Annotated in this window: 17 protein-coding genes; 7 read left to right on the top strand and 10 right to left on the bottom strand. The window is 57.2% G+C overall.

What is annotated here, in order from left to right:
* The first annotated feature begins 178 nt into the window (after window positions 1-178).
* Window positions 179-1,342: a D-alanyl-D-alanine-carboxypeptidase/endopeptidase AmpH gene (ampH, locus tag ACR8BN_RS05465; protein ID WP_033772869.1), complete on the top strand. Its 1,164-nt coding sequence runs from the start codon at window positions 179-181 to the stop codon at window positions 1,340-1,342.
* On the opposite strand, the gene ACR8BN_RS05460 is transcribed toward ampH, so the two are convergent.
* The 4 genes from ACR8BN_RS05460 to ACR8BN_RS05445 all read right to left on the bottom strand — a co-directional run bounded on the left by ACR8BN_RS05460 (window position 1,339) and on the right by ACR8BN_RS05445 (window position 5,372).
* Window positions 1,339-2,412: a DUF1176 domain-containing protein gene (locus tag ACR8BN_RS05460; RefSeq protein WP_022624156.1), complete on the bottom strand. Its 1,074-nt coding sequence runs from the start codon at window positions 2,410-2,412 to the stop codon at window positions 1,339-1,341. The two genes, ampH and ACR8BN_RS05460, sit on opposite strands and share 4 nt — an antisense overlap.
* Window positions 2,413-2,601: 189 nt before the next feature.
* Entirely contained in the window at window positions 2,602-3,180 is a 579-nt protein-coding gene (gene nudK, locus ACR8BN_RS05455; protein WP_010671358.1) for a GDP-mannose pyrophosphatase NudK, read from the bottom strand.
* A gap of 142 nt (window positions 3,181-3,322) precedes the next feature.
* Window positions 3,323-4,819, bottom strand: coding sequence for an L-asparagine permease (ansP, locus tag ACR8BN_RS05450; protein WP_010259970.1), 1,497 nt, complete (start codon window positions 4,817-4,819; stop codon window positions 3,323-3,325).
* 280 nt (window positions 4,820-5,099) lie between these two features.
* Window positions 5,100-5,372, bottom strand: a complete 273-nt coding sequence (locus tag ACR8BN_RS05445) for a YdgH/BhsA/McbA-like domain containing protein (protein ID WP_434747388.1) — start codon at window positions 5,370-5,372, stop codon at window positions 5,100-5,102.
* A gap of 254 nt (window positions 5,373-5,626) precedes the next feature.
* Here ACR8BN_RS05445 and narQ point away from each other — a divergent pair, with 254 nt between their 5' ends.
* The 6 genes from narQ (at window position 5,627) to ACR8BN_RS05415 (ending at window position 13,655) form a co-directional block, all read left to right on the top strand.
* Complete coding sequence (gene narQ, locus ACR8BN_RS05440; protein WP_039390917.1) at window positions 5,627-7,315, top strand: nitrate/nitrite two-component system sensor histidine kinase NarQ; 1,689 nt, start codon at window positions 5,627-5,629, stop codon at window positions 7,313-7,315.
* A 136-nt stretch (window positions 7,316-7,451) separates the two neighbouring features.
* A complete protein-coding gene (gene narL, locus ACR8BN_RS05435; RefSeq protein WP_010259976.1) occupies window positions 7,452-8,081 on the top strand; it encodes a two-component system response regulator NarL in 630 nt (209 codons plus the stop codon).
* 167 nt (window positions 8,082-8,248) lie between these two features.
* The gene (gene acrD / locus ACR8BN_RS05430; protein ID WP_434747387.1) at window positions 8,249-11,365 is read left to right on the top strand and encodes a multidrug efflux RND transporter permease AcrD; all 3,117 of its coding nucleotides are present in this window, start codon (window positions 8,249-8,251) and stop codon (window positions 11,363-11,365) included.
* Between the two features lie 581 nt (window positions 11,366-11,946).
* Window positions 11,947-12,315, top strand: coding sequence for an ArsC family reductase (locus ACR8BN_RS05425; protein ID WP_031592574.1), 369 nt, complete (start codon window positions 11,947-11,949; stop codon window positions 12,313-12,315).
* A 1-nt stretch (window position 12,316) separates the two neighbouring features.
* Window positions 12,317-13,444 carry a succinyl-diaminopimelate desuccinylase gene (gene dapE, locus ACR8BN_RS05420; RefSeq protein WP_010671351.1) on the top strand — a complete coding sequence of 376 codons (1,128 nt, stop codon included), beginning with the start codon at window positions 12,317-12,319 and terminating at the stop codon, window positions 13,442-13,444.
* A 22-nt stretch (window positions 13,445-13,466) separates the two neighbouring features.
* Window positions 13,467-13,655 (top strand): YpfN family protein, encoded by a 189-nt coding sequence (locus tag ACR8BN_RS05415; RefSeq protein WP_003848800.1) that lies wholly within the window; start codon window positions 13,467-13,469, stop codon window positions 13,653-13,655.
* Between the two features lie 247 nt (window positions 13,656-13,902).
* Here the strand turns inward: ACR8BN_RS05415 and ypfH are convergent, their stop codons facing one another.
* From ypfH to dapA, 6 genes are all read right to left on the bottom strand, one after another.
* On the bottom strand, window positions 13,903-14,583 hold the full coding sequence (gene ypfH, locus ACR8BN_RS05410; protein ID WP_031592573.1) for an esterase: 681 nt from the start codon (window positions 14,581-14,583) through the stop codon (window positions 13,903-13,905).
* Between the two features lie 73 nt (window positions 14,584-14,656).
* Window positions 14,657-16,657, bottom strand: coding sequence for a tRNA(Met) cytidine acetyltransferase TmcA (locus ACR8BN_RS05405; RefSeq protein ID WP_434747574.1), 2,001 nt, complete (start codon window positions 16,655-16,657; stop codon window positions 14,657-14,659).
* On the bottom strand, window positions 16,657-17,523 hold the full coding sequence (gene ypfJ / locus ACR8BN_RS05400; RefSeq protein WP_010259999.1) for a KPN_02809 family neutral zinc metallopeptidase: 867 nt from the start codon (window positions 17,521-17,523) through the stop codon (window positions 16,657-16,659). The genes ACR8BN_RS05405 and ypfJ overlap by 1 nt, the downstream gene beginning before the upstream one ends.
* Before the next feature lie 130 nt (window positions 17,524-17,653).
* Complete coding sequence (gene purC, locus ACR8BN_RS05395) at window positions 17,654-18,367, bottom strand: phosphoribosylaminoimidazolesuccinocarboxamide synthase (RefSeq protein WP_010260002.1); 714 nt, start codon at window positions 18,365-18,367, stop codon at window positions 17,654-17,656.
* A gap of 145 nt (window positions 18,368-18,512) precedes the next feature.
* A complete protein-coding gene (bamC, locus tag ACR8BN_RS05390; RefSeq protein ID WP_434747386.1) occupies window positions 18,513-19,544 on the bottom strand; it encodes an outer membrane protein assembly factor BamC in 1,032 nt (343 codons plus the stop codon).
* 14 nt (window positions 19,545-19,558) lie between these two features.
* Window positions 19,559-20,437: a 4-hydroxy-tetrahydrodipicolinate synthase gene (gene dapA / locus ACR8BN_RS05385; RefSeq protein ID WP_115757922.1), complete on the bottom strand. Its 879-nt coding sequence runs from the start codon at window positions 20,435-20,437 to the stop codon at window positions 19,559-19,561.
* Window positions 20,438-20,515: the final 78 nt, after the last annotated feature.

The following is a 20,515-nucleotide window of genomic DNA, read 5'->3' as shown; positions in this document are numbered from 1 at the left end:
CTTCCCGCCCTGCGCAAACTCATTACTATAGAGCCGTCATACTTAATGCTGCCTGTGCGCTGACTGTCCGTCTGTTCCTGCTGTTGTTCTGCCGGGATAACGCGGTTCTGTCCTGATGCATCCCGATGAGTGAAGGCAGATTTCCTCCGATTTTATAGCGAAGCCACTTCCGTTGAACATGCGCACACCCTATTTACTGGCCCTGATGGTTTCACTGCTTCCATTAAAAAGCATGGCGCAGGTCGCGCCCGATCCACTGCTGGCCTCTCAGATTGTTGATCGCTATGCGGAACATATCTTTTACGGCAGCGGTGCAACCGGCATGGCACTGGTGGCGATTGATGGCAATCAGCGGGTGTTCGCCAGCTTTGGTGAAACCCGTCCCGGCAACAATATCCGTCCGCAGAAAGATTCGCTGATTCGCATCGCCTCGCTGAGTAAGCTGATGACCAGTGAAGTGATGGTGAAGCTGGCTGAGCGCGGACAGATTCGCCTCGACGATCCCCTGAGTAAATATGCGCCGCCGGGTTCACGCGTGCCCACCTACAATGGTCAGCCCATTCGCCTGATCAACCTCTCGACCCACACCAGCGGACTGCCGCGCGAACAGCCAGGCGGCAAAGCGCAGCGTCCGGTATTTGTCTGGCCGACCCGTGGTGAACGCTGGGCGTGGCTGTCGCGCGCTAACCTCAAAGCGGCACCGGGCAGCAGTGCCGCCTACTCCAACCTGGGCTACGATCTGCTGGGTGATGCGCTGTCGCGCGCCACCGGCAAACCCTATCCGGCGCTGTTTCAGCAGCTGATTACCCGCCCGCTCGGCATGAAGGACACGACGTTTACGCCGTCGCCTGAGCAGTGCGGACGCCTGATGGTGGCGGAAAAAGGGGCCAGTCCGTGCAATAACACCCTGGCGGCGATTGGCAGCGGCGGCGTTTACTCCACGCCGGATGATATGGGCCGCTGGATGCAGCAGTTCCTTAACTCTTCGGTTAACCACCGCACGCCGCAGATCGATCGACTGCAGACGCTGATCTATCGTCGCGATCAGCTGAGCAAAGTAGAAGGCATGGATGTGCCGGGCAAAGCGGATGCGCTGGGAATGGGCTGGGTCTTTATGGGGCCGAAAAATGGTCGCCCTGGCATTATTCAGAAAACCGGCGGCGGCGGCGGTTTCATCACCTATATGGCGATGGTGCCGCAGCATAACGTGGGGGTATTTGTGGTGGTGACACGCTCGCCGCTGACCCGCTTTACGCCAATGAGCGACGGCGTGAATAATATGCTGGCCGAACTGGTCGGTAATCAGCTTGGCTCACCGATGATGGTGCAGGCGATTCGTTAACGCTGCTGTACGCCACCGTCAGACTGGCTGACCCACAGGGTTGGCCAGTCATCACTGCTGTGCCAGGCGTCACAGGTCGACTCTTCCGCATACTCCGCTAACACAAAACGCGTGCCATCAAACTGCCAGCGTGTGGCACTGCCACAGTCACCCAATCCACGCCCTTTACCAAAGGTGTAGAGCTGGCCGCTGGCCGCATCATATTCGGCGTTGATCAGCTCAAGCTGCCGATCGCTGGCACCTGGTGGGGTAAACGGCAGAGTTAAGGTGATGCCGCGCGCGACATACGGCTGGCTGCGCGTCACTTCAAACGCCAGATCGATCACGTTATAAGCCCCCATTTCACAACTCACCAGCAGCAGCGCGCGCTGATCGGTGAGTGGCGCAACGCTGACTTCACGGCGCAGCGGATCGAGTGAGCAGGAGTCGGTATTGACCCGCCAGGTGCCGTAATCAATTAATCCGCTGGTCTCGTCGCGTGTTAATGCCGCGGGTGGCTCCACAGCAGGCGGCAGTGGCGGCAGCGCAGGCGGCGGTGGAACATCCCAGCTGGCGCGATCGCCACGTTTGACCCATGCGCTCATGCTATTGACCCGCCCCTGGGTGTCATCCATCAGCAACAGTGCGGCCTTCATGCCGCGCAGAGAGATCAGCGCATTGGGATCGAAAGTGAGCTGAAGGGTTTTCGCCTCCATCACCAGATCAAAAAACTCATCAATTGCGATGGCATTGCTGGTGGCAAGATGGTGCGGTTCAACCGTCCAGTGTTTGAGGTCGGGTTTCAGACGGCGCTGATCCAGTAGCAGGTTGTCCTGAAGCGAACCGCCCGGCAGCGCGCCACTGTAGGCACTGCCGTAGTCGATTCGCAGCAAGGGGCGATCGTTGACGCCCGCATGCCGCGAAATCGTCATTACTAACCCTTTGTCGCCCGGAATATTGCGCGCCACGCAAAAGGCTTCATTGTTGCAGGTGATTTGCCAGTCGTTGAATGACTTTTGCAACGGTTCCGCCTGAACACAGGCAACCCACAGAGACGGCAACAGCCACAGCGATTTCATCCAATACGACATTAAGAAAATCGATCCCCGAATACCCAGAGTGGAGAGGATAGCGCATCAACGGGCCTGCCAGGGTTCCCATTCTGTGAACCTGTGCAAAAAGCGCAGTTAACTGCTTAAAAAGCGTGCATGAAAAGTGGATTATGCTTCACTTTCCACGCTCAACGCCGTCACGCTGCAACAGGCTAACTGCATGATTTTTTATGGTATCAGCCAGCCAGCAATCTGCGCATGCTGCAACAGCATGACGGTTTTGCCGTCGCGAATGCGGCCATCGGCGACCATCGCCAGCGCATCAGGGAAAGGCAGTTCCAGCACGTCGATCGACTCATCTTCAACGCCGCCGCCCGCATTGTCGCGCAGCGATTCATTATATTCCGCTGCGAAAAAGTGGATCAATTCAGTGACACCGCCCGGCGACATATAGCAGGCATAGAGTTTCTCCACCTCGCCCACCGCATAACCGGTCTCCTCAATCGCCTCTTTGCGAATGCAATCTTCCGGAGAGTCGTTGTCCAGCAAGCCGGCACAGGCTTCAATTAACATGCCGCCCTCGTTACCGTTGACGTAAGTGGCGATACGGAACTGGCGCGTCAGGACCACGCTGTTCTTTTCACGGTTATAGAGCAGGATGGTCGCCCCGTTTCCGCGATCGTAGACTTCGCGTTTATGGCGGATAACCTCGCCACGACGATCGGTAATCTCATAGGTGTAGTTACGCAGCACAAACCAGTTTTCGGACAGGAGCTTATCTTTGATGATGTTGATCTTAAACGACATGAGGACTCCGCTACCGCATAAAGGGAGCCTTTCATCATAGGGGCAAGCTTGCGGGAAAACTATCTTAATTCTCGCGGTGAATGAGGCGGTTTACGCCAAAAAAAAGCCAGCCCGAAGGCTGGCCTGATTGCTGCAGCGCTTATCAGCGCGAGGTGTCGTCAGCCAGTCGGGTCGGCTGAGGCTCCTCTTCGTGATGATCCTGTTCGGTCTCAGCTATGGCGTGAACACGCTTACGCACGCCAAACCATCCCAGCACCAGCAATACCGCGATCAGCGGAATGGAGGCGATGGTGTAAGTCCCGTTCGGGTAGTCAAACGCCATCAGCACCAGCACGCTGAACAGGAACAGCAGCGTCAGCCATGAGGTAAACGGCGCGCCAGGCAGCTTGAAGCTGACATCATCCGCCTTGCCCTCTTTAATCGCTTTGCGCAGACGCAGCTGACAAACCACGATAAAGGCCCAGGAGGAGATAATCCCCAGCGAGGCGACGTTCAGGACGATCTCAAACACCTGAGAAGGCACATAGTAGTTAAGCACCACACCAATCACATAGACGGCGATGGTCACCAGAATACCGGCATAAGGCACCTGCTGACCGTTCATCTTAGACATGAATTTCGGTGCAGAGCCACCCATCGACATGGAGCGCAGAATACGCCCGGTTGAGTAGAGGCCCGAGTTCAGGCTGGAGAGCGCCGCACTCAGCACCACGATATTCATGATGCTGCCAACGTAAGGCACGCCCAGCTTCGAGAAGAAGGTAACAAACGGACTCTGACCCGCCTGATAGGCGTTCCACGGCAGCAGCAGCACCAGCAGGACCACGGAGCCAACGTAGAACAGGCCGATACGCCAGATCACGCTGTTGATCGCTTTCGGCAGCATGGTTTTCGGGTCTTTACATTCTCCCGCCGCCGTACCTACCAGTTCGATAGAGGCAAAGGCGAACACCACACCCTGAATCAGCACCAGCGCAGGCAGTAAGCCGTGTGGAAACATGCCACCGTTATCGGTGATCAGATGGAAGCCGGTGCTGTTGCCATCCAGCGGTTTGCCGGTGCCAAGGAACACCACGCCCACCACCAGGAAGATCACAATCGCCAGCACTTTCACCAGCGCAAACCAGAACTCCATCTCGGCAAACCACTTTACGCCGATCATGTTCATGGTGCCGACAATCGCCAGCGCGCCCAGGGCGAACACCCACTGTGGCACATCACCAAATGCGCCCCAGTAGTGCATGTAGAGCGCGACGGCGGTGATATCGACGATGCCGGTCATTGCCCAGTTGACGAAGTACATCCAGCCCGCCACGTAGGAGGCTTTCTCACCCAGGAATTCACGGGCGTAGGAGACGAAGCTGCCGCTGCTGGGACGGTGTAACACCAGTTCGCCCAGCGCACGCAGAATAAAGAAGGAGAAGATGCCACACACCAGATAGATGATGGCTAAGGCGGGGCCAGCAGCCTGCAAACGGCCACCTGCGCCCAGGAACAAACCGGTACCAATGGCACCGCCGATCGCAATCATCTGTACGTGACGGTTACCCATCGCCTTCTGGTAGCCGGCGTCATGTGAGTTGAGCCAGCGTCGTTTCGCAGCGCGCATCTCGCCTGGGGTTTTGTTTTTAGATTTCATAGCATTCCTGTTTGTCCTGACTATCAGTCGTCGCATCCCTATTTCAGGCGTAATGCCCTGTGAAATGGGGTATTTTCCTCTGTGCGTTTGCCTGTGAGTGAGTGCCAGGCAGCGCGGGAATTTACGGCGATGAATCCTACCCGTTCTGCAAGAACGAAGCAAAATATACCGGGCAGATGCACAGGCTGATTTGTAAGAATCCATCCTGATGCACAAAAACAAAAAAACCGGCCATTTTCAGGCCGGTAAAAGCTACAGGGATGGAAACAGGAGGGTTGGGTTAGCGATAAATCTCTGCGGTGCCGCTCCACAGGCTGGAGTCGCCTGGGTTATCGACACCAATAACGCGGTAATGGCTGGCGCCCATCTCTTCCGCTTTTTGCGACAGCTGGCGATTCGCATCGTCCAGTGAGCCGCGAACGCCGGAGACCGAAACGCTACCGATGCTTTGCATACTCTGCGCCTGCGACTGATCGACCGGCGTGGCGGCGAAAGTGGCAAGTGAGGCGGTAGCCAGTAATGCGCCCGCCAGGACAGCATTCAGCTTTTTCATTGGATGCTCCTTAATCTGTGATCGGGATTGATTTGATGACTGGATGAATTATTAGCGCTGCAATGAAAAGCAACATCGGGACGATGTAAACCTGTTCCTTTTTTAAGCGTGGAATAGCAGCACGTCCTGGGAACTGTCAGTTGCGGTCATTTTATGTGCGATGTGTAACGTCCTGTGCGATAAACAGGGAATGGATCATTTGCGTTACGTTAATGCGCTCTTATAATTCCCGCACTCTCAACAGGGCCATTCATGTGATTGTTAAACGTTCCGTAACTCAAAGCATCGCTCAGGCGCTCAGCGCCATTGTCCTGCTGTCGCTGCTCACCACCGGTCTGGCATTAGTCACGCTCCTGAGCAGCCAGCGCGACGCGGAGGCGATCAATCTGGCGGGTTCACTGCGCATGCAGAGCTATCGCATGGCCTGGGATGCCAGCCGTCAGCCGCAAAATCTGGCTCATCATCTGGCGCGCTATCAGCAAACGCTGGATGCGCCGGTGCTGCAGAAACTTGATAGGCCCTGGGTACCCCGTGAAGTAAGTGTTCGCTATCAACGGCTGCGTGCCGCCTGGCCCTCGCTGCAGCAGCAGTTGCAACAGGGCGATACCGTGGCTTATCAGCAGCAGGTGCCGATCTACGTCGGTGAAATCGATCGCTTTGTGCTGGGTCTGCAGCGCTATACCGAGTTGAAAATGCATCTGGTGGCCGCCAGCAGCCTGGTGGGGGTCATTGCGATTGTGGCGCTGGCACTGATGACGATTCGCTTTACCCGACTGCAGGTGGTGCGCCCGCTTAATGCGCTGGTCACCGCCAGTCGCTATGTTGAGAGCGGCAACTTTGCTTTTCCGCCGCTGCACGTTGAGCAGCAGAATGAACTGCGGGTGCTGTCGCATGCCTTCAGTGGCATGGCGGCACGTCTGCATTCGCACTACCAGTTGCTGGAAAGCACGGTGCGCGCCAAAACGGAAGATTTAACCCAGGCGAATCGCACGCTGTCGCTACTCTATGACAGCTCACAAATGCTGACCGCCAGCCCGCTGCATCCGGCACTGTTTGAAGCCGTGTTAACCAATGTACTGACGCGTGAGAAACTGACGGCGATCCGGCTCGACAGTGACCAGTTTCAGTTTCGCGCCGGTGATGATCAGGCCGCCGGTCAGTGGCAACGTCTGCCGTTACAGCAGGACGAGCAGCAGATCGGCGAGCTGCGCTGGCAGACAGCTGGCGCCCCGCCTCCGGATGAACTGATGCGCAGCCTGGCGGCGATGCTGGGACGAGCTATCTGGATCTGGCAGGCACAGCAGCAGTATCAGCAGATGCTGCTGATTGAAGAGCGCACGACCATTGCCCGGGAATTACATGACTCGCTGGCGCAGTCGCTCTCGTTTTTACGCATTCAGCTGACCCTGCTACGCCGCGCCGTTGATAAAGACGATAGCGCCGCCCATACCATTATCGCGGACTTCGATCAGGCGCTGGCCGAAGCCTATCGTCAGTTGCGCGAACTGCTGACCACCTTCCGTCTGACCATTGAGCAGGCGGATCTGGTGGCGGCCATGCAGGCGATGATCGCCTCGCTGCAGGAGAAGAGCAGCGCAGAGATACACTTTAACTATCAGACCGGCCTGCAGAGTCTGGAAGCACAACAGCAGGTGCATGTGTTGCAGATCGTCCGGGAGGCGCTGCTGAATGCGATTCGTCACGCCAGTGCGCAGGTTATCCGGGTGGATTATCAGCACAGTGAAAAAGGTGAGCACTTACTGACAATTACGGATGATGGCGTGGGGATGAACAGCACTGACGAACCGCCGGGCCATTACGGCCTGACTATTATGGCGGAGCGCGCTCAGCGCCTGAGCGGCCATCTGACCCTCCACGCACAGCCACGGGGAACACGAGTGGAGTTGCGCTTTCCACCGCAACCGGCGCGCCCGCTGGAATAGCAGCCAGAGCGGGTCTTAATTCATTAAAATAATCTATCGGTTTGCGACCGCGGACTATTCGATACAGAACAGGGTGTTGTCCCTGAACAATACCGTCTGATCTGCCGCAGTCTGAAACCGATGAAACGGAGAAAATATGCAACAGCCCGCATTAACATTGATGATTGTGGATGACCATCCGCTGATGCGCCGCGGTGTCCGTCAGTTGCTGGCGCTGGATCCCCGGCTGGAGGTGATCGCCGAAGCCAGCAACGGCACTGAAGCGCTGGCGGAGGCCCGTCATCAGGAACCGGACATCATTCTGCTCGACCTGAATATGAAAGGCATGTCCGGACTGGATACGCTGAAGGCGCTGCGCCATGAAGGGATCAGCTCGCGCATTCTGGTGCTGACCGTCTCTGACGCCCGCAGCGATATTTTTGCCATGGTGGATGCCGGTGCTGACGGCTATCTGCTCAAGGACAGCGAGCCGGAGGTCCTGCTGGCGCATATCCTGCAGGCATCACGGGGCGAAAAGGTCTTCAGCGAGGGCGTCACCCGCTATCTGGCTAATCGCCAGCACAGTGCCGATCCTCTGCGTCAGCTCACCGAGCGCGAACGGGATGTGCTGCAGGAGGTGGCGCGTGGACTGTCGAATAAAGAGGTTGCCGCTATTCTGCATATCTCTGAAGAGACGGTAAAAGTGCACATTCGTAACCTGCTGCGGAAACTGGATGTCCGCTCACGCGTCGCCGCTACGGTGATGTGGCTTGAAAGCCGCAAATAGCCAACGAATTTACATTTTCTCCTCAATTTCTCCACGATTTCCCCCGCTGCCGCACGTAGAGTAAACGGCGGCGGAGAATCATGGCAAAGACCCGCCGATTTTCCTGCCAGAGCGCCCGTTGCTGGTGGGCCTGACCAACGATAAAAGTAGTGAGGAGTGTCGATTTAATGTCGAATTTCTTTATCGACCGCCCTATCTTTGCCTGGGTTCTGGCGATTCTGCTGTGCCTGTGTGGCACGCTTTCGATTATTTCGCTGCCTATTGAACAGTACCCCGATCTGGCACCGCCCAACGTGCGCATCACCGCTAACTATCCGGGCGCATCCGCCCAGACGCTGGAAAACACCGTTACCCAGGTGATCGAGCAGAACATGACCGGCATCGATAATCTGATGTACATGTCCTCTAACAGCAGCAACACCGGCCAGGCACAGATCACCCTCACCTTTACCGCCGGGACCAATCCCGATGAAGCCCGTCAGCAGGTACAGAACCAGCTGCAATCCGCACTGCGCAAATTGCCGCAGGCGGTGCAGTCGCAGGGTGTGACCGTCAATAAAACCGGTGACAGTAATATTCTGATGGTGGCATTCGTTTCAACCGACGGCAGCATGGATAAGCAGGATATTTCAGACTATGTCGCCAGTAATATTCAGGATCCGCTAAGCCGTATTGATGGCGTCGGCCAGGTTGATGCTTACGGCTCGCAATATGCGATGCGTATCTGGCTCGATCCCAATAAACTGATCGCCTACTCGCTGACCACGGAAGATGTGGTCAGCGCAATCCAGTCGCAGAACACCCAGGTTGCCGTGGGTCAGGTGGGTGGCCTGCCGTCGGTGGAGAAACAGGCGCTTAACGCCACGGTCAACGCCCAGTCGATGCTGCAGACCCCTGAGCAGTTCCGGGCGATTACCCTGAAGAACAATCCCGATGGTTCGGTGGTGACGCTGGGCGATGTCGCCAGCGTGGCGCTGGGCGCTGAGAAGTATGATTATCTGAGTCGTTACAACGGCCAGCCCGCGTCAGGCCTGGGGGTGAAACTTGCGTCCGGTGCCAACGAGATGAACACCGATAAGCTGGTGCGGGCGCGCATTGAGGAGCTGTCCCACTACTTCCCACACGGTCTGGAAGCAAAAATCGCCTATGAAACCTCCCCTTTCGTTAAAGCGTCAATCACCGATGTGGTGAAGACGCTGCTGGAGGCGATTGTGCTGGTATTTGGCGTGATGTACCTGTTTATGCAGAACTTCCGCGCTACCTTAATTCCTACTATTGCGGTGCCGGTAGTGCTGTTCGGCACCTTCAGCGTGCTCTATGCCTGCGGGTTCAGCATCAATACACTGACCATGTTTGCCATGGTGCTGGCGATCGGGCTGCTGGTGGATGATGCCATCGTGGTGGTGGAAAACGTTGAACGTATCATGCATGAAGAGGGACTCTCGCCGCGTGCCGCCACCCGAAAATCGATGGGCCAGATTCAGGGCGCGCTGGTGGGCATCGCGCTGGTACTCTCTGCGGTGTTTGTTCCGATGGCGTTTTTCGGCGGCACCGTCGGCGCCATCTACCGTCAGTTCTCAATTACCATTGTGTCGGCGATGGTGCTGTCGGTGCTGGTGGCGATGATCCTGACACCGGCGCTCTGTGCCACGCTGCTCAAACCCGTGGCGCAGGGCGAGCAGCCTGAGCGTCGCGGCTTCTTCGGCTGGTTCAATCGTCACTTTAATCGCAATGCTGACCGCTACGAGCACGGGGTCGCGGGTATCCTGCGCAAGGGCGGTCGCTGGCTGCTGCTCTATCTCGGCATCATCGGCCTGATGGCCTTTCTGTTTCTGCGTCTGCCGACGTCGTTTCTGCCGCTGGAAGATCGCGGCGTATTCCTGACGCAGGTTCAGCTTCCGGCAGGCGCGACGCTTGAGCAAACTGCCAGCGTCGTCGCCAAAGTCGAAAACTATTATCTCACCGAGGAGAAGGCCAATGTGCTGTCGGTCTTCTCCACCATCGGCGCAGGTCCGGGCGGCAATGGACAAAACGTGGCGCGTCTGTTTGTGCGGCTGAAAGACTGGGAAGCGCGGCCCGGTGCGGATCGCACCTCGTTCGCGATTATCGATCGCGCGACGAAGGCATTCCAGAAGATCAAAGAGGGTCGGGTGATTGCCAGCAGCCCGCCAGCCATCACCGGCATGGGCAGCAGCTCCGGCTTTGACCTGCAACTGCAGGATCACGCGGGCGTCGGTCATACCCAACTGATGGCGATGCGTGACAAACTGCTGGAGATGGCGGGCAATGACAACGCGCTGTCGCGGGTACGACACAATGGACTGGATGACAGCCCGCAGCTGCAGATCGATGTTGATGCACGTAAAGCGCAGGCGCTGGGCGTGTCGCTGGATACCATCAACGACACCCTGACCACTGCGTGGGGCTCCAGCTACGTGAATGACTTCCTGGATCGTGGCCGGGTGAAGAAGGTCTATGTGCAGGCCGCCGCTGAATTCCGCATGCTGCCAGACGACATCAACAAATGGTACGTGCGCAATAGCAGCGGCAAAATGGTGCCCTTCTCCGCATTTGCCACCAGCCGCTGGGAGACCGGTTCCCCGCGTCTTGAACGCTACAATGGCTATTCGTCGCTGGAGATTGTCGGTGAAGCGGCCAGCGGCGTCAGCAGCGGCACGGCGATGGATGAGATGGAAAAACTGGTTAATGCCCTGCCGCTTGGCGTCGGGTTTCAGTGGACCGGTGCCTCTTATCAGGAGCGGCTCTCCGGTTCGCAGGCGCCGGCACTTTATGCGACTTCGCTGCTGGTGGTCTTCCTCTGCCTGGCCGCGCTGTATGAAAGCTGGTCGATCCCGTTCTCGGTGATGCTGGTGGTGCCGCTGGGCGTGGTCGGCGCGCTAATCGCCACCTGGATGCGTGGGCTGGAAAATGATGTCTATTTCCAGGTTGGCCTGCTGACGGTAGTGGGGTTATCCGCCAAAAACGCCATCCTGATTGTAGAATTTGCTAATGAGATCAACAGCCGTGGACGCGAGCTGGTGGAATCTACGCTGGAGGCATCGCGTCAGCGTCTGCGGCCGATTCTGATGACCTCGCTGGCCTTTATTTTTGGTGTACTGCCCATGGCGATCAGCAGCGGAGCGGGCTCCGGCAGCCAGCATGCCGTGGGAACCGGTGTGATGGGCGGAATGATTTCTGCCACACTGCTGGCGATCTTTTTTGTGCCGCTGTTCTTTGTGCTGGTACGCCGCCGCTTCCCGCTCAAAGAGAAGCCGCTCGACTAAATAGAGGCGCAAATAAAAAGCGGTCACTGATATCAGTGGCCGCCTTATTTCTGTGTGTGGTAAGAATTCCAGCAAGCGGGATTAACCTGCTTTTTTCTTCGCGCGTTACTTGTTGCGTAACATCGCTTCGATAAATTCTTTCCAGGTTCCCATTTCAGTGTCAATCATAATGCCCTCTCTTATTGTGCTGGCAATATTACGCGCTTTTTTTATACAGGTGAATACGTTTACACCTGTTATATCTATCGGCAACCGTCATAAAAACATGAATGTTGCTGGTTTTGCAAGCTGACGCACACTTCAGCAACTCCTTAACCCCGTTGAAAATAATTTATTTTAAACCCAGCGGTAGACTATTTTATCAACATGGCGAAATTCCTAAGCTCTTATTGATAAGCAGGGTAATGATTAGCTACGAAATTGATAGCGTTTACCCGATGCCAGACGATGACCTCGCTGCCGTGCCCTGCGGCCCGTTTCCCGCGCCGTGGCAGATGCCGCAACAGATCACACTATGGTAAACTCGCACTTTGGCTGCTTTTTTCAGCTTTCACTTCTCACAGGACAATAAGGATCGGGCCATGAGCACGCAGTGGGTGATGTTCGGGATTAAAAATTGCGACACCATAAAAAAAGCCCGGCGCTTTTTGACAGACGCAGGCGTTGACTATCACTTCCACGACTACCGTGCGGATGGCCTGAGCGATGCCCTGCTGCAGGAGTTTATCGATGCACTGGGTTATCAGGCTCTGCTTAACACCCGGGGCACCACCTGGCGTAAATTGCCTGAGAGTGATCGCGACGCGGTTACCGATGCCAGCAGCGCCAAAGCGCTGATGCTGGCGCATCCCGCCATGATTAAGCGTCCGCTGTTGCGCGCCCCGGATGGCTCCCTGCTCGCCGGTTTCAGCGAAGCCACCTATCAGAATGCTATCCAGGAGAAGTCATAATATGTTTTGCCCGGTCATTGAGCTGACGCAGCAGCTTATTCGTCGCCCCTCTCTCAGCCCCGATGATGCCGGATGTCAGGCTCTGCTGATCGCCCGTCTTGAAGCCATTGGCTTTAAGATTGAAACGATGAACATCGACGACACCCTGAATTTCTGGGCCACCCGTGGCGAAGGTGAAACGCTGGCGTTTGCCGGTCACACCGATGTGGTGCCGCCTGGCGATGCCAGCCGCTGGATTAATCCGCCGTTTGAACCCACCATCCGCGACGGTATGCTGTTCGGTCGCGGCGCGGCCGACATGAAAGGATCGCTGGCGGCAATGGTGGTGGCTGCCGAACGTTTTGTTGCAGTGCGTCCCAATCACCGAGGGCGACTCGCCTTTATGATTACCTCTGATGAAGAGGCCAGCGGGGCCAACGGCACGGTTAAAGTGGTTGAGCGGCTGATGGCGCGCCGCGAACGGCTTGACTATTGCCTGGTCGGCGAGCCCTCCAGCACGGAAGTGGTGGGTGATGTGGTAAAAAATGGCCGTCGCGGTTCGATCACCGCTAACCTGATGGTGCATGGCGTGCAGGGCCACGTCGCCTATCCACATCTGGCGGATAACCCGGTTCACCGGGCGATGCCGGCGCTGAACGAGCTGGTCGCGACCGAGTGGGATCAGGGGAATGAGTTCTTCCCGGCGACCAGCATGCAGATTGCCAACGTCCAGGCGGGCACCGGCAGTAACAATGTGATCCCCGGCGAGCTGTTTGTGCAGTTTAACTTCCGCTTCAGCACCGAACTCACCGATGAGATGATTCGTCAGCGGGTCGCAGAGCTGCTGGATCGTCACCAGTTGCGTTACACCATTGAGTGGAAACTCTCTGGCCAGCCCTTCCTGACCACGCGCGGTAAGCTGGTTGATGCCGTCGTGAAAGCTGTAGCGCACTATAATGAAATTAAGCCGCAGCTGCTGACCACGGGCGGAACCTCCGATGGCCGCTTTATTGCCCGGATGGGTGCACAGGTGGTGGAACTGGGGCCAGTGAATGCCACCATTCATAAAATCAATGAGTGTGTGAAAGCCTCCGACCTGCAGATGCTGAGCCGGATGTACCAACGCATCATGGAACAACTGATCGCCTGACGGCGGTTCTAAGGAGCAGCAAATGGAATTTATTAAAGATTACTGGTGGATCCTGGTGATCCTGCTGATGGTTGGCGTGCTGATGAACGTTTATAAAGATCTGAAACGCATCGATCATAAAAAATTTATGGATAACAAACCTGACCTGCCGCCGCATCGTGATTTCAACGATAAATGGGATGACGACGACAACTGGCCGAAGAAAAAGTAAACGAAAAAGCCCCTGCATAGCAGGGGCTTTTTTATGGTTCTTCACAAAGTCAGCTCTCATCAGCGTTAAGATCGAGCTTGCGCAGAGAACACGGTCAGATCGGAAAGTCGCTAAAGCCATTCCCTGGCGCGGGACGCTTTCCTCCTCTGACCGTGTTCCCTGCGTGTTGAATTTATGCGTGGCGGTGGGATTACCCCGATTCGGCGTTGTCAGCAGTCTGAAATGCCCCTGCTACGCAGGGGCTTTTTTACATCATCACGATAACATCATCGTCACCCGGTTTTGCGCCGCTTAACGCCTCATCAAAATAGCGTTTTGGCACCGTATAACGCAGATGATTCAGCGCCAGCTCCATGCTGCGGTGATCGATGGCGTGCGCCAGATCGTCAACGATATCCAGGGTAACATCGCCACCGCAGGCGGTCAGCCGCTGCTCCGCCTGCTGCGCATGATGCAGCGGGATCTGCTCATCATAATCACCGTGGATCAGGTGAATGGTGGTGCGGGTACTGGCCTTTTCCGGCAGGGTGATAAACCGGCCATTAAACACCACCGCGCGGCCCGCCAGATCCGGATGCGCCTTAACCCCTTCCAGCACCATACTGCCGCCCTGCGAAAAGCCGATTAACGCTGTCGCTTCCGGCCGCACGCTGCTCTTTTTTTGCCAGTGGCGCACAGACTCAACAAACTGCGGCATGGCCGCATCAACCCGCTGCTGGACGGTCTGATCGTGCAGGTCGGTTTCGCCGAACCACTGACGACCCGCACCAGGCGAGCCGACGGACACCACCAGCGCGTCGGGAAACGTTCGGGCAAACCAGTTGCCAATCTCGCCCATTGAATCCGGATTATCGCCAACGCCATGGTAGAGCAGAAACAGCTGCGCTGTAGTGGCAGGCTGTTGAACGATTACATATTTCAGTGTCATGTTGACCTCCTGTATTCACTCTACGCCGCCTGGCACAAAATCATATAAGGATAATTTGAACCAGCTGGTCGAATTATTTCAACGGCAGGTGCAGCAAGGCCGCATCAACGCCCAGTGTCTGGAGGGCCGCTGCCGCCTGCTGACGCAGCTTAGCTATCAGCGCTTTGCGCCCGCTCACTCCCGCCTGCCGGGCCAGTTCGCCCAGGGCTGTGGGTGTGGCAACCGCCGCAGCCAGCAGCGGTAAAGAGGCTGAACTGGCCTGCACCAGACGCTGCAACACCGGCAGGCTCGCTTCCAGTGGCCGCTGCGCCCAGGCAAAACCCGCCGCCAGATGGATATCCTGCGCGGTCAATCCGTCGTCAGTAACCTGATCAAACTGCAGTTCCAGTGCGATATGCTGGCGCAACAGCGGCCAGTCTCGCGCCAGCTGTTCTGCCGCGCGGTGCTGCAATGCCTCACCCGCAGCAGAACAGGGCAACATGGCCATCGCCGCGTAGCAGCCGCTGCTGGCTTCGCGCTGACTGCCAATCCGCACCAGGCTAAAGCCACAGGCGCGCCAGAACGCCCAGAGAGATTCAGTGTAGCCGAAGCTGACGGAGAGGTAGTCATATCCGGCGGCCGCACTGGCCGCTGCCGCAACCAGTTGCTGTCCGGTTCCCAGACGACGTCGCTCCGCCGCCACGGCAATACGGCTGATGCGCAGCGAGCGCAATGTCGCCGCCTCAGCCAGACCGGCGTGGGCTGCCAGCGACTGCGCCACCAGATTCCCGCGGGGTCGCCGGGTGCCCGCCCAGACCGCCTGTGCCAGTGCAGGTTCAAGACCGCCCTCTTCCACCAGCCAGAGCGCGCCCTGTAACGCCGGCGCATCACCGGCCCGCCACAGCTGCATGCCCGGAGCATCCAGCAGGCGGCGCAGATCAAGTGGCGAGGTACGATAGTGCGCACTGGTCAGCAGACGATACGCGGCCTCCAGCGCACCGAAATCGTGGCGCTCAACACGATGAGGCGTTACAGGGCAATCGGGTGCGGGTGCGGCGGTATCGTCAAACAGCAGCGCCTGGTTCAGCCACTGCTCCAGCGGATCGAAACGCGACCAGCGCAGCGGCTCATCGAGCGTAAAATAGTGTGCATCAGGAAGCCCGGCGCAGAATTTAAGGATAAACCCGCGCCCGCTTCCTTCGTAGCCCTGTACGGTGGTGGTGAGCAATACGCGGGGATATCGACTGACCAGCGCCTGCAGCAGCGGTGTCGGGATCGCCGCCGCTTCATCCACAATCAGCCATTCCGCCTGCGGCGGCGTCTCCAGCGCCAGCAGCGCATCGGGTGCCATAAAGTGAAAAGCGTCAGCGGCAAAGGTGCTCAGCACCTCCGTTGAGGCTTTGGCCGGAGCCGTCACCAGACAATGTCCGTTCATTCGTGCCAGCATGCCCGCCAGCGCCGATTTACCGCGTCCGCGAGGCGCGGTCAGCACGGCAACCCCCGCTGGCAGCCTCATTAGCTGAGCGAGTATCGCCTGCTGCTGCTGCGGTGCCTGACAGTGCCACTGCGGCCAGTCCGGCTGCGCCGGAAACCGGCATGGCTGATGCTGCCGCTCCAGCAGCACCTGGTCATCCGCTAATATCAGCTGTTGCAGGTGGTGAACAAAATAAGGGGTGGCGATGGGTTCAGCGACATCGGCCCAGCGCAGGCTGTCGCTGTCAGGCTGCTGCGCCCACTGTTCCCAGGGCGGCACCAGCAGTAACAGCCAGCTACCGGCGGTGAGCGTGCCAGCCAGCGCAGCGAAAGCGTCGGCATGAAAGCCCTGACGGGCGTCAAACAGGGCATGACGAAATTCACGGCCAAGCAGCGTGCGCACCGCAGCAGGCTGTTTGTGCAGGACAGGCGTTTTATACTGACCCGGCCCTATATCTGAAGCAGAGAACAGCGGTTCCGGGCTCAACTCCAGCCAGTCTCCGGTCAGCGTTTCACGCCACGCCGCAGCCCGTAGTAAACACCAGGCCGGGTCGCCGCTGATCACCGCCAGACGACGCACACCGGCCTGCTGCATAAGCTGCGTAAGATGCTGCAGACTCATCAGTTGCTGGCGAAGGTGTTGCACTGTCCTGGATTGCCACCATCAAAACCGCGCTTGAACCAGGTGTAGCGCTGCTCAGACGTCCCGTGGGTGAAGCTGTCCGGCACCACGCGGCCCTGACCTTTCTGCTGCAGGCGGTCATCGCCAATTGCCTCGGCGGCATTCAGCGCTTCCTGCAGATCGCCCGCTTCAAGGATATTTTCCTGCTGCATATAGTGTCCCCAGACACCGGCAAAACAGTCCGCCTGCAGTTCCATTTTGACGGAGAGCTGATTGACCTGCGTCTGGCTGGCGCCCTGCTGCATCTCACGCACTTTCGGTTCAATGCCCAGCAGTTTCTGGACATGGTGGCCAACTTCATGCGCGACGACGTAGCCCTGGGCGAAGTCACCGTCCGCGCCGAGCTTGGTTTTCATCTCGTCATAAAAAGAGAGGTCGATGTAGACGGTCTGATCGGCAGGACAGTAGAACGGCCCCATGACTGACTGTCCGGTACCACAGCCGGTGCGGGTTGCGCCGCGATACATCACCAGCTTTGGTGCCACATACTGTTTGTTCATCTGCTGGAACAGTTTGCCCCAGGTGTCTTCCGTGGTGGCCAGGATCACCTTCGTGAATTTCGCAGCCTCATCATCATTGGCGCTGACGCTGCGCTGTTGCTGCTGGCTGGTCGGTGCAACTTCGCCACCTGTCAGCAGTGCGGTCAGGTCGTAACCGTAATAACCCGCGATAGCCACGACAATCAGCAGCACAATACCGCCTTTACCACGCGGCAGACGAATCTGGCGGCCTCCGCCGCCTAAACCGGACGATTGATCGCGACGGTCTTCTACATTGTCGCTTTCGCGACGCCCTTGCCAGCGCATGCTGTATTCCCTCAGTCATTTTTTCAGATGGCATGATTTTAGTTGTGTGAGGCAGCAATCACCAGCTTTACCCTGAAATGAAAAAAGGAGAGCCGGGGCTCTCCTTTTTCTTTCTGCGCGGCAGGCAAACTCAGTCGAGCTTCACGCCCAGCCGCTGTGCAACCGCTTCATAGGCTTCCACCACGCCGCCGAGGCTCTGGCGGAAACGGTCTTTATCCATTTTATCCAGCGTCTCTTTGTCCCACAGGCGCGCACCGTCTGGCGAAAACTCATCGCCCAGCGTCACTTCGCCGTTAAACAGACCAAACTCCAGTTTGAAGTCGACCAGAATCAGGCCCGCATCGTCGAACAGTTTGCTCAGCACCTCGTTGGCTTTAAAGGTCAGCTCCTGCATCCGCGCCAGGTTCTGTTTGCTGACCCAGCCAAAGGTTTCGCAGTAGGATTCGTTGACCATCGGGTCATGCTTTGCATCATCTTTCAGGAAAAGATCAAACAGCGGCGGATTGAGCACAATGCCCTCTTCCACGCCCAGACGTTTTACCAGCGAGCCTGCGGCGCGGTTACGTACCACGCACTCTACCGGCACCATCTCCAGCTTCTTCACCAGCGCTTCAGTATCTGACAGCAGCGCTTCCATCTGGGTCGGGATACCCGCTTCCTGCAATTTAGTCATGATAAAATGGTTAAACTTGTTGTTAACCATTCCCTTGCGATCAAATTGCTCGATTCGGGCGCCATCACCTGCTGATGTATCGTTGCGGAATTCGAGTATCAGCAGATCCGGGTTATCGGTGCTGTATACGGTTTTCGCTTTACCGCGATACAACTCAGCTCGCTTTTGCATCTTGTTCACTCCAGACTTGAAATAACGGGTGTTCAGCGGCCAGTGCCGCTGCGGCGATTGCCTTGACGCAATCGTTTACTTCGCCGCGCGCTATTATGCCAAAAACAAAATAAAAAGGCCGGAGAATCTCCGGCCTGGGGCAACTTTATTTGTTCAGCGCCGCCTGGAACACGGCCACCAGCGCATCATTCTGCGACTGGGTCAGCACATGCCCTTTCGGGTCGATGAATTGCAGACTGGTGCGGTTGTCGAGATCGCCGACCTGCACTTTGTAATCACCGTTTGGTAATTCCGGATCTTTCGCACCGACTGAATCCCAGTCGCTGCTGCTCAGTGACTTGTAGGTCACCTTCATGCTGCCGGTTGAGCGGGTAGTGTCGGTCACTTCCATCCCGACGCGTTTCATTGCATCGGGCAGACGCTGCCATGCCACGTTGTATGGCGTACGCAGGATCAGCAGTGGCAGGCCGGTATCATCTGCACCGCTCTGCACGTCAATGGACCCATTCACCCGACCAGAGGCCGCGTTTTCACTCGCCGTATCAATCTTGTCCATACCGGTGCTGATGTCATTCAGCATCTGCGCGGTGTAACGCTGGATCTGCACAGGCGAGGTAATGGTTTTACCGTCCTGCTGCAGCTCCAGCAGACGAACGGTTAACTGCTGCTGATAGCTCTGCGACTGCACGCTGATCTGGTAGCGGCCACGATACTGCTGATCTTCATCAGCACGGTTCCACTGCACCCAGTCCGTCGTCAGCTGCTGGCCTGCATCATTACGGGAGGCAATCGGGAATTTGTATGACTGCACCACGTTGACGACCTGCGACCAGACTGAACCGCGGCTGTTATCAATCATCAGCGCGCCGGTATTGTTGCTGAACTGAGCGCGGGTGCCGTTCATCAGCGCCAGCGGCTGGGCTGGCGGACGGATGTCGAGCTGCTTGCCGGTGGGTGCCTGACTGGTCGTGCGCGGCACGTCGAAATCACCACGCTGCACCGGCAGGATCATTCCGGCAGGCGCTTTCAGTTCATTTAACTGACTGGCTTCAAGATAAGATTCGTCACCGCTGACCTGGCGCTTATAACGCTGATCGCTTGAACAGGCCGACAACAGCATCAGGGTAGAAAGCCCCACCACTGTGGCTACTGTTGACCGCTTTACTGAGTAATTCATTCAAACTCCCTAAATTATCGCAAACCCGCTTTCACCAGCGCCTGCTCCACTTTCGGCTGGCCGGCTGCAGTCAGTGGCGTCATTGGCAGACGCAGCGTGTCGTTAGCGATTAATCCTAGCTGTTTCGCAGCCCATTTCACCGGGATAGGATTGGGTTCACAGAAAAGCGTCTGGTGCAGATGCATCAGACGCTGATTCAGGCGGCGTGCCCCGACGAAATTGCCCTGCTGTGCGAGTTGACACAGTTCGACCATTTCGCGCGCAGCCACGTTGGCCGTCACCGAAATGACGCCTTTGCCGCCCAGTTGCATAAAGTCCAGCGCAGTCGCGTCATCGCCACTCACCAGAATGAAATCTTCATTAACCAGCTCTTGGATCTGACTAACCCGCGATAAGTTCCCGGTTGCCTCTTTGATTCCGATAATATTTTTGATTTCGGCCAGGCGGGCAACGGTTTCCGGCAGCATGTCACAACCGGTACGCGAGGGAACGTTATACAGCATCTGTGGCAGGCTGGTGCTATTCGCAATCGCTTTAAAGTGCTGGAACAGCCCTTCCTGCGTCGGACGGTTGTAATATGGGGTCACGGTCAGGCAACCCACAACGCCGGAATTTTCAAAACGCTTAGTCAGAGAGATGCCTTCAGCGGTGGCGTTTGCCCCGGTTCCGGCAATCACCGGAATACGGCCATCGGCCAGCTCCAGGGTCAGCATCACCACATCACCATGTTCTTCATGGCTCAGGGTAGCAGATTCGCCTGTGGTGCCGACGGAAACGATCGCCGCGGTGCCGCTGGCGACGTGATAATCAATCAGTTTTTTCAGACTCGACCGGCAGACATTACCGCTGTCATCCATTGGCGTAACGAGTGCAACAATACTTCCCGTAAACATTGGCGATCCCCTCGACAAACAAGTGCTTCATGGTACGTTTTACACTTAGGGAAAAGCAAGCCAGCCACGCCATTCCCG

Origin of the sequence: Pantoea sp. Lu_F5_004 (assembly GCF_051136245.1) — a bacterium.
In the GTDB taxonomy this organism is placed as follows: Bacteria; Pseudomonadota; Gammaproteobacteria; order Enterobacterales; family Enterobacteriaceae; genus Pantoea; species Pantoea agglomerans.
The sequence above is the reverse complement of the archived record's forward strand: the minus strand, read 5'-3'. Positions and strand labels throughout refer to the sequence as shown.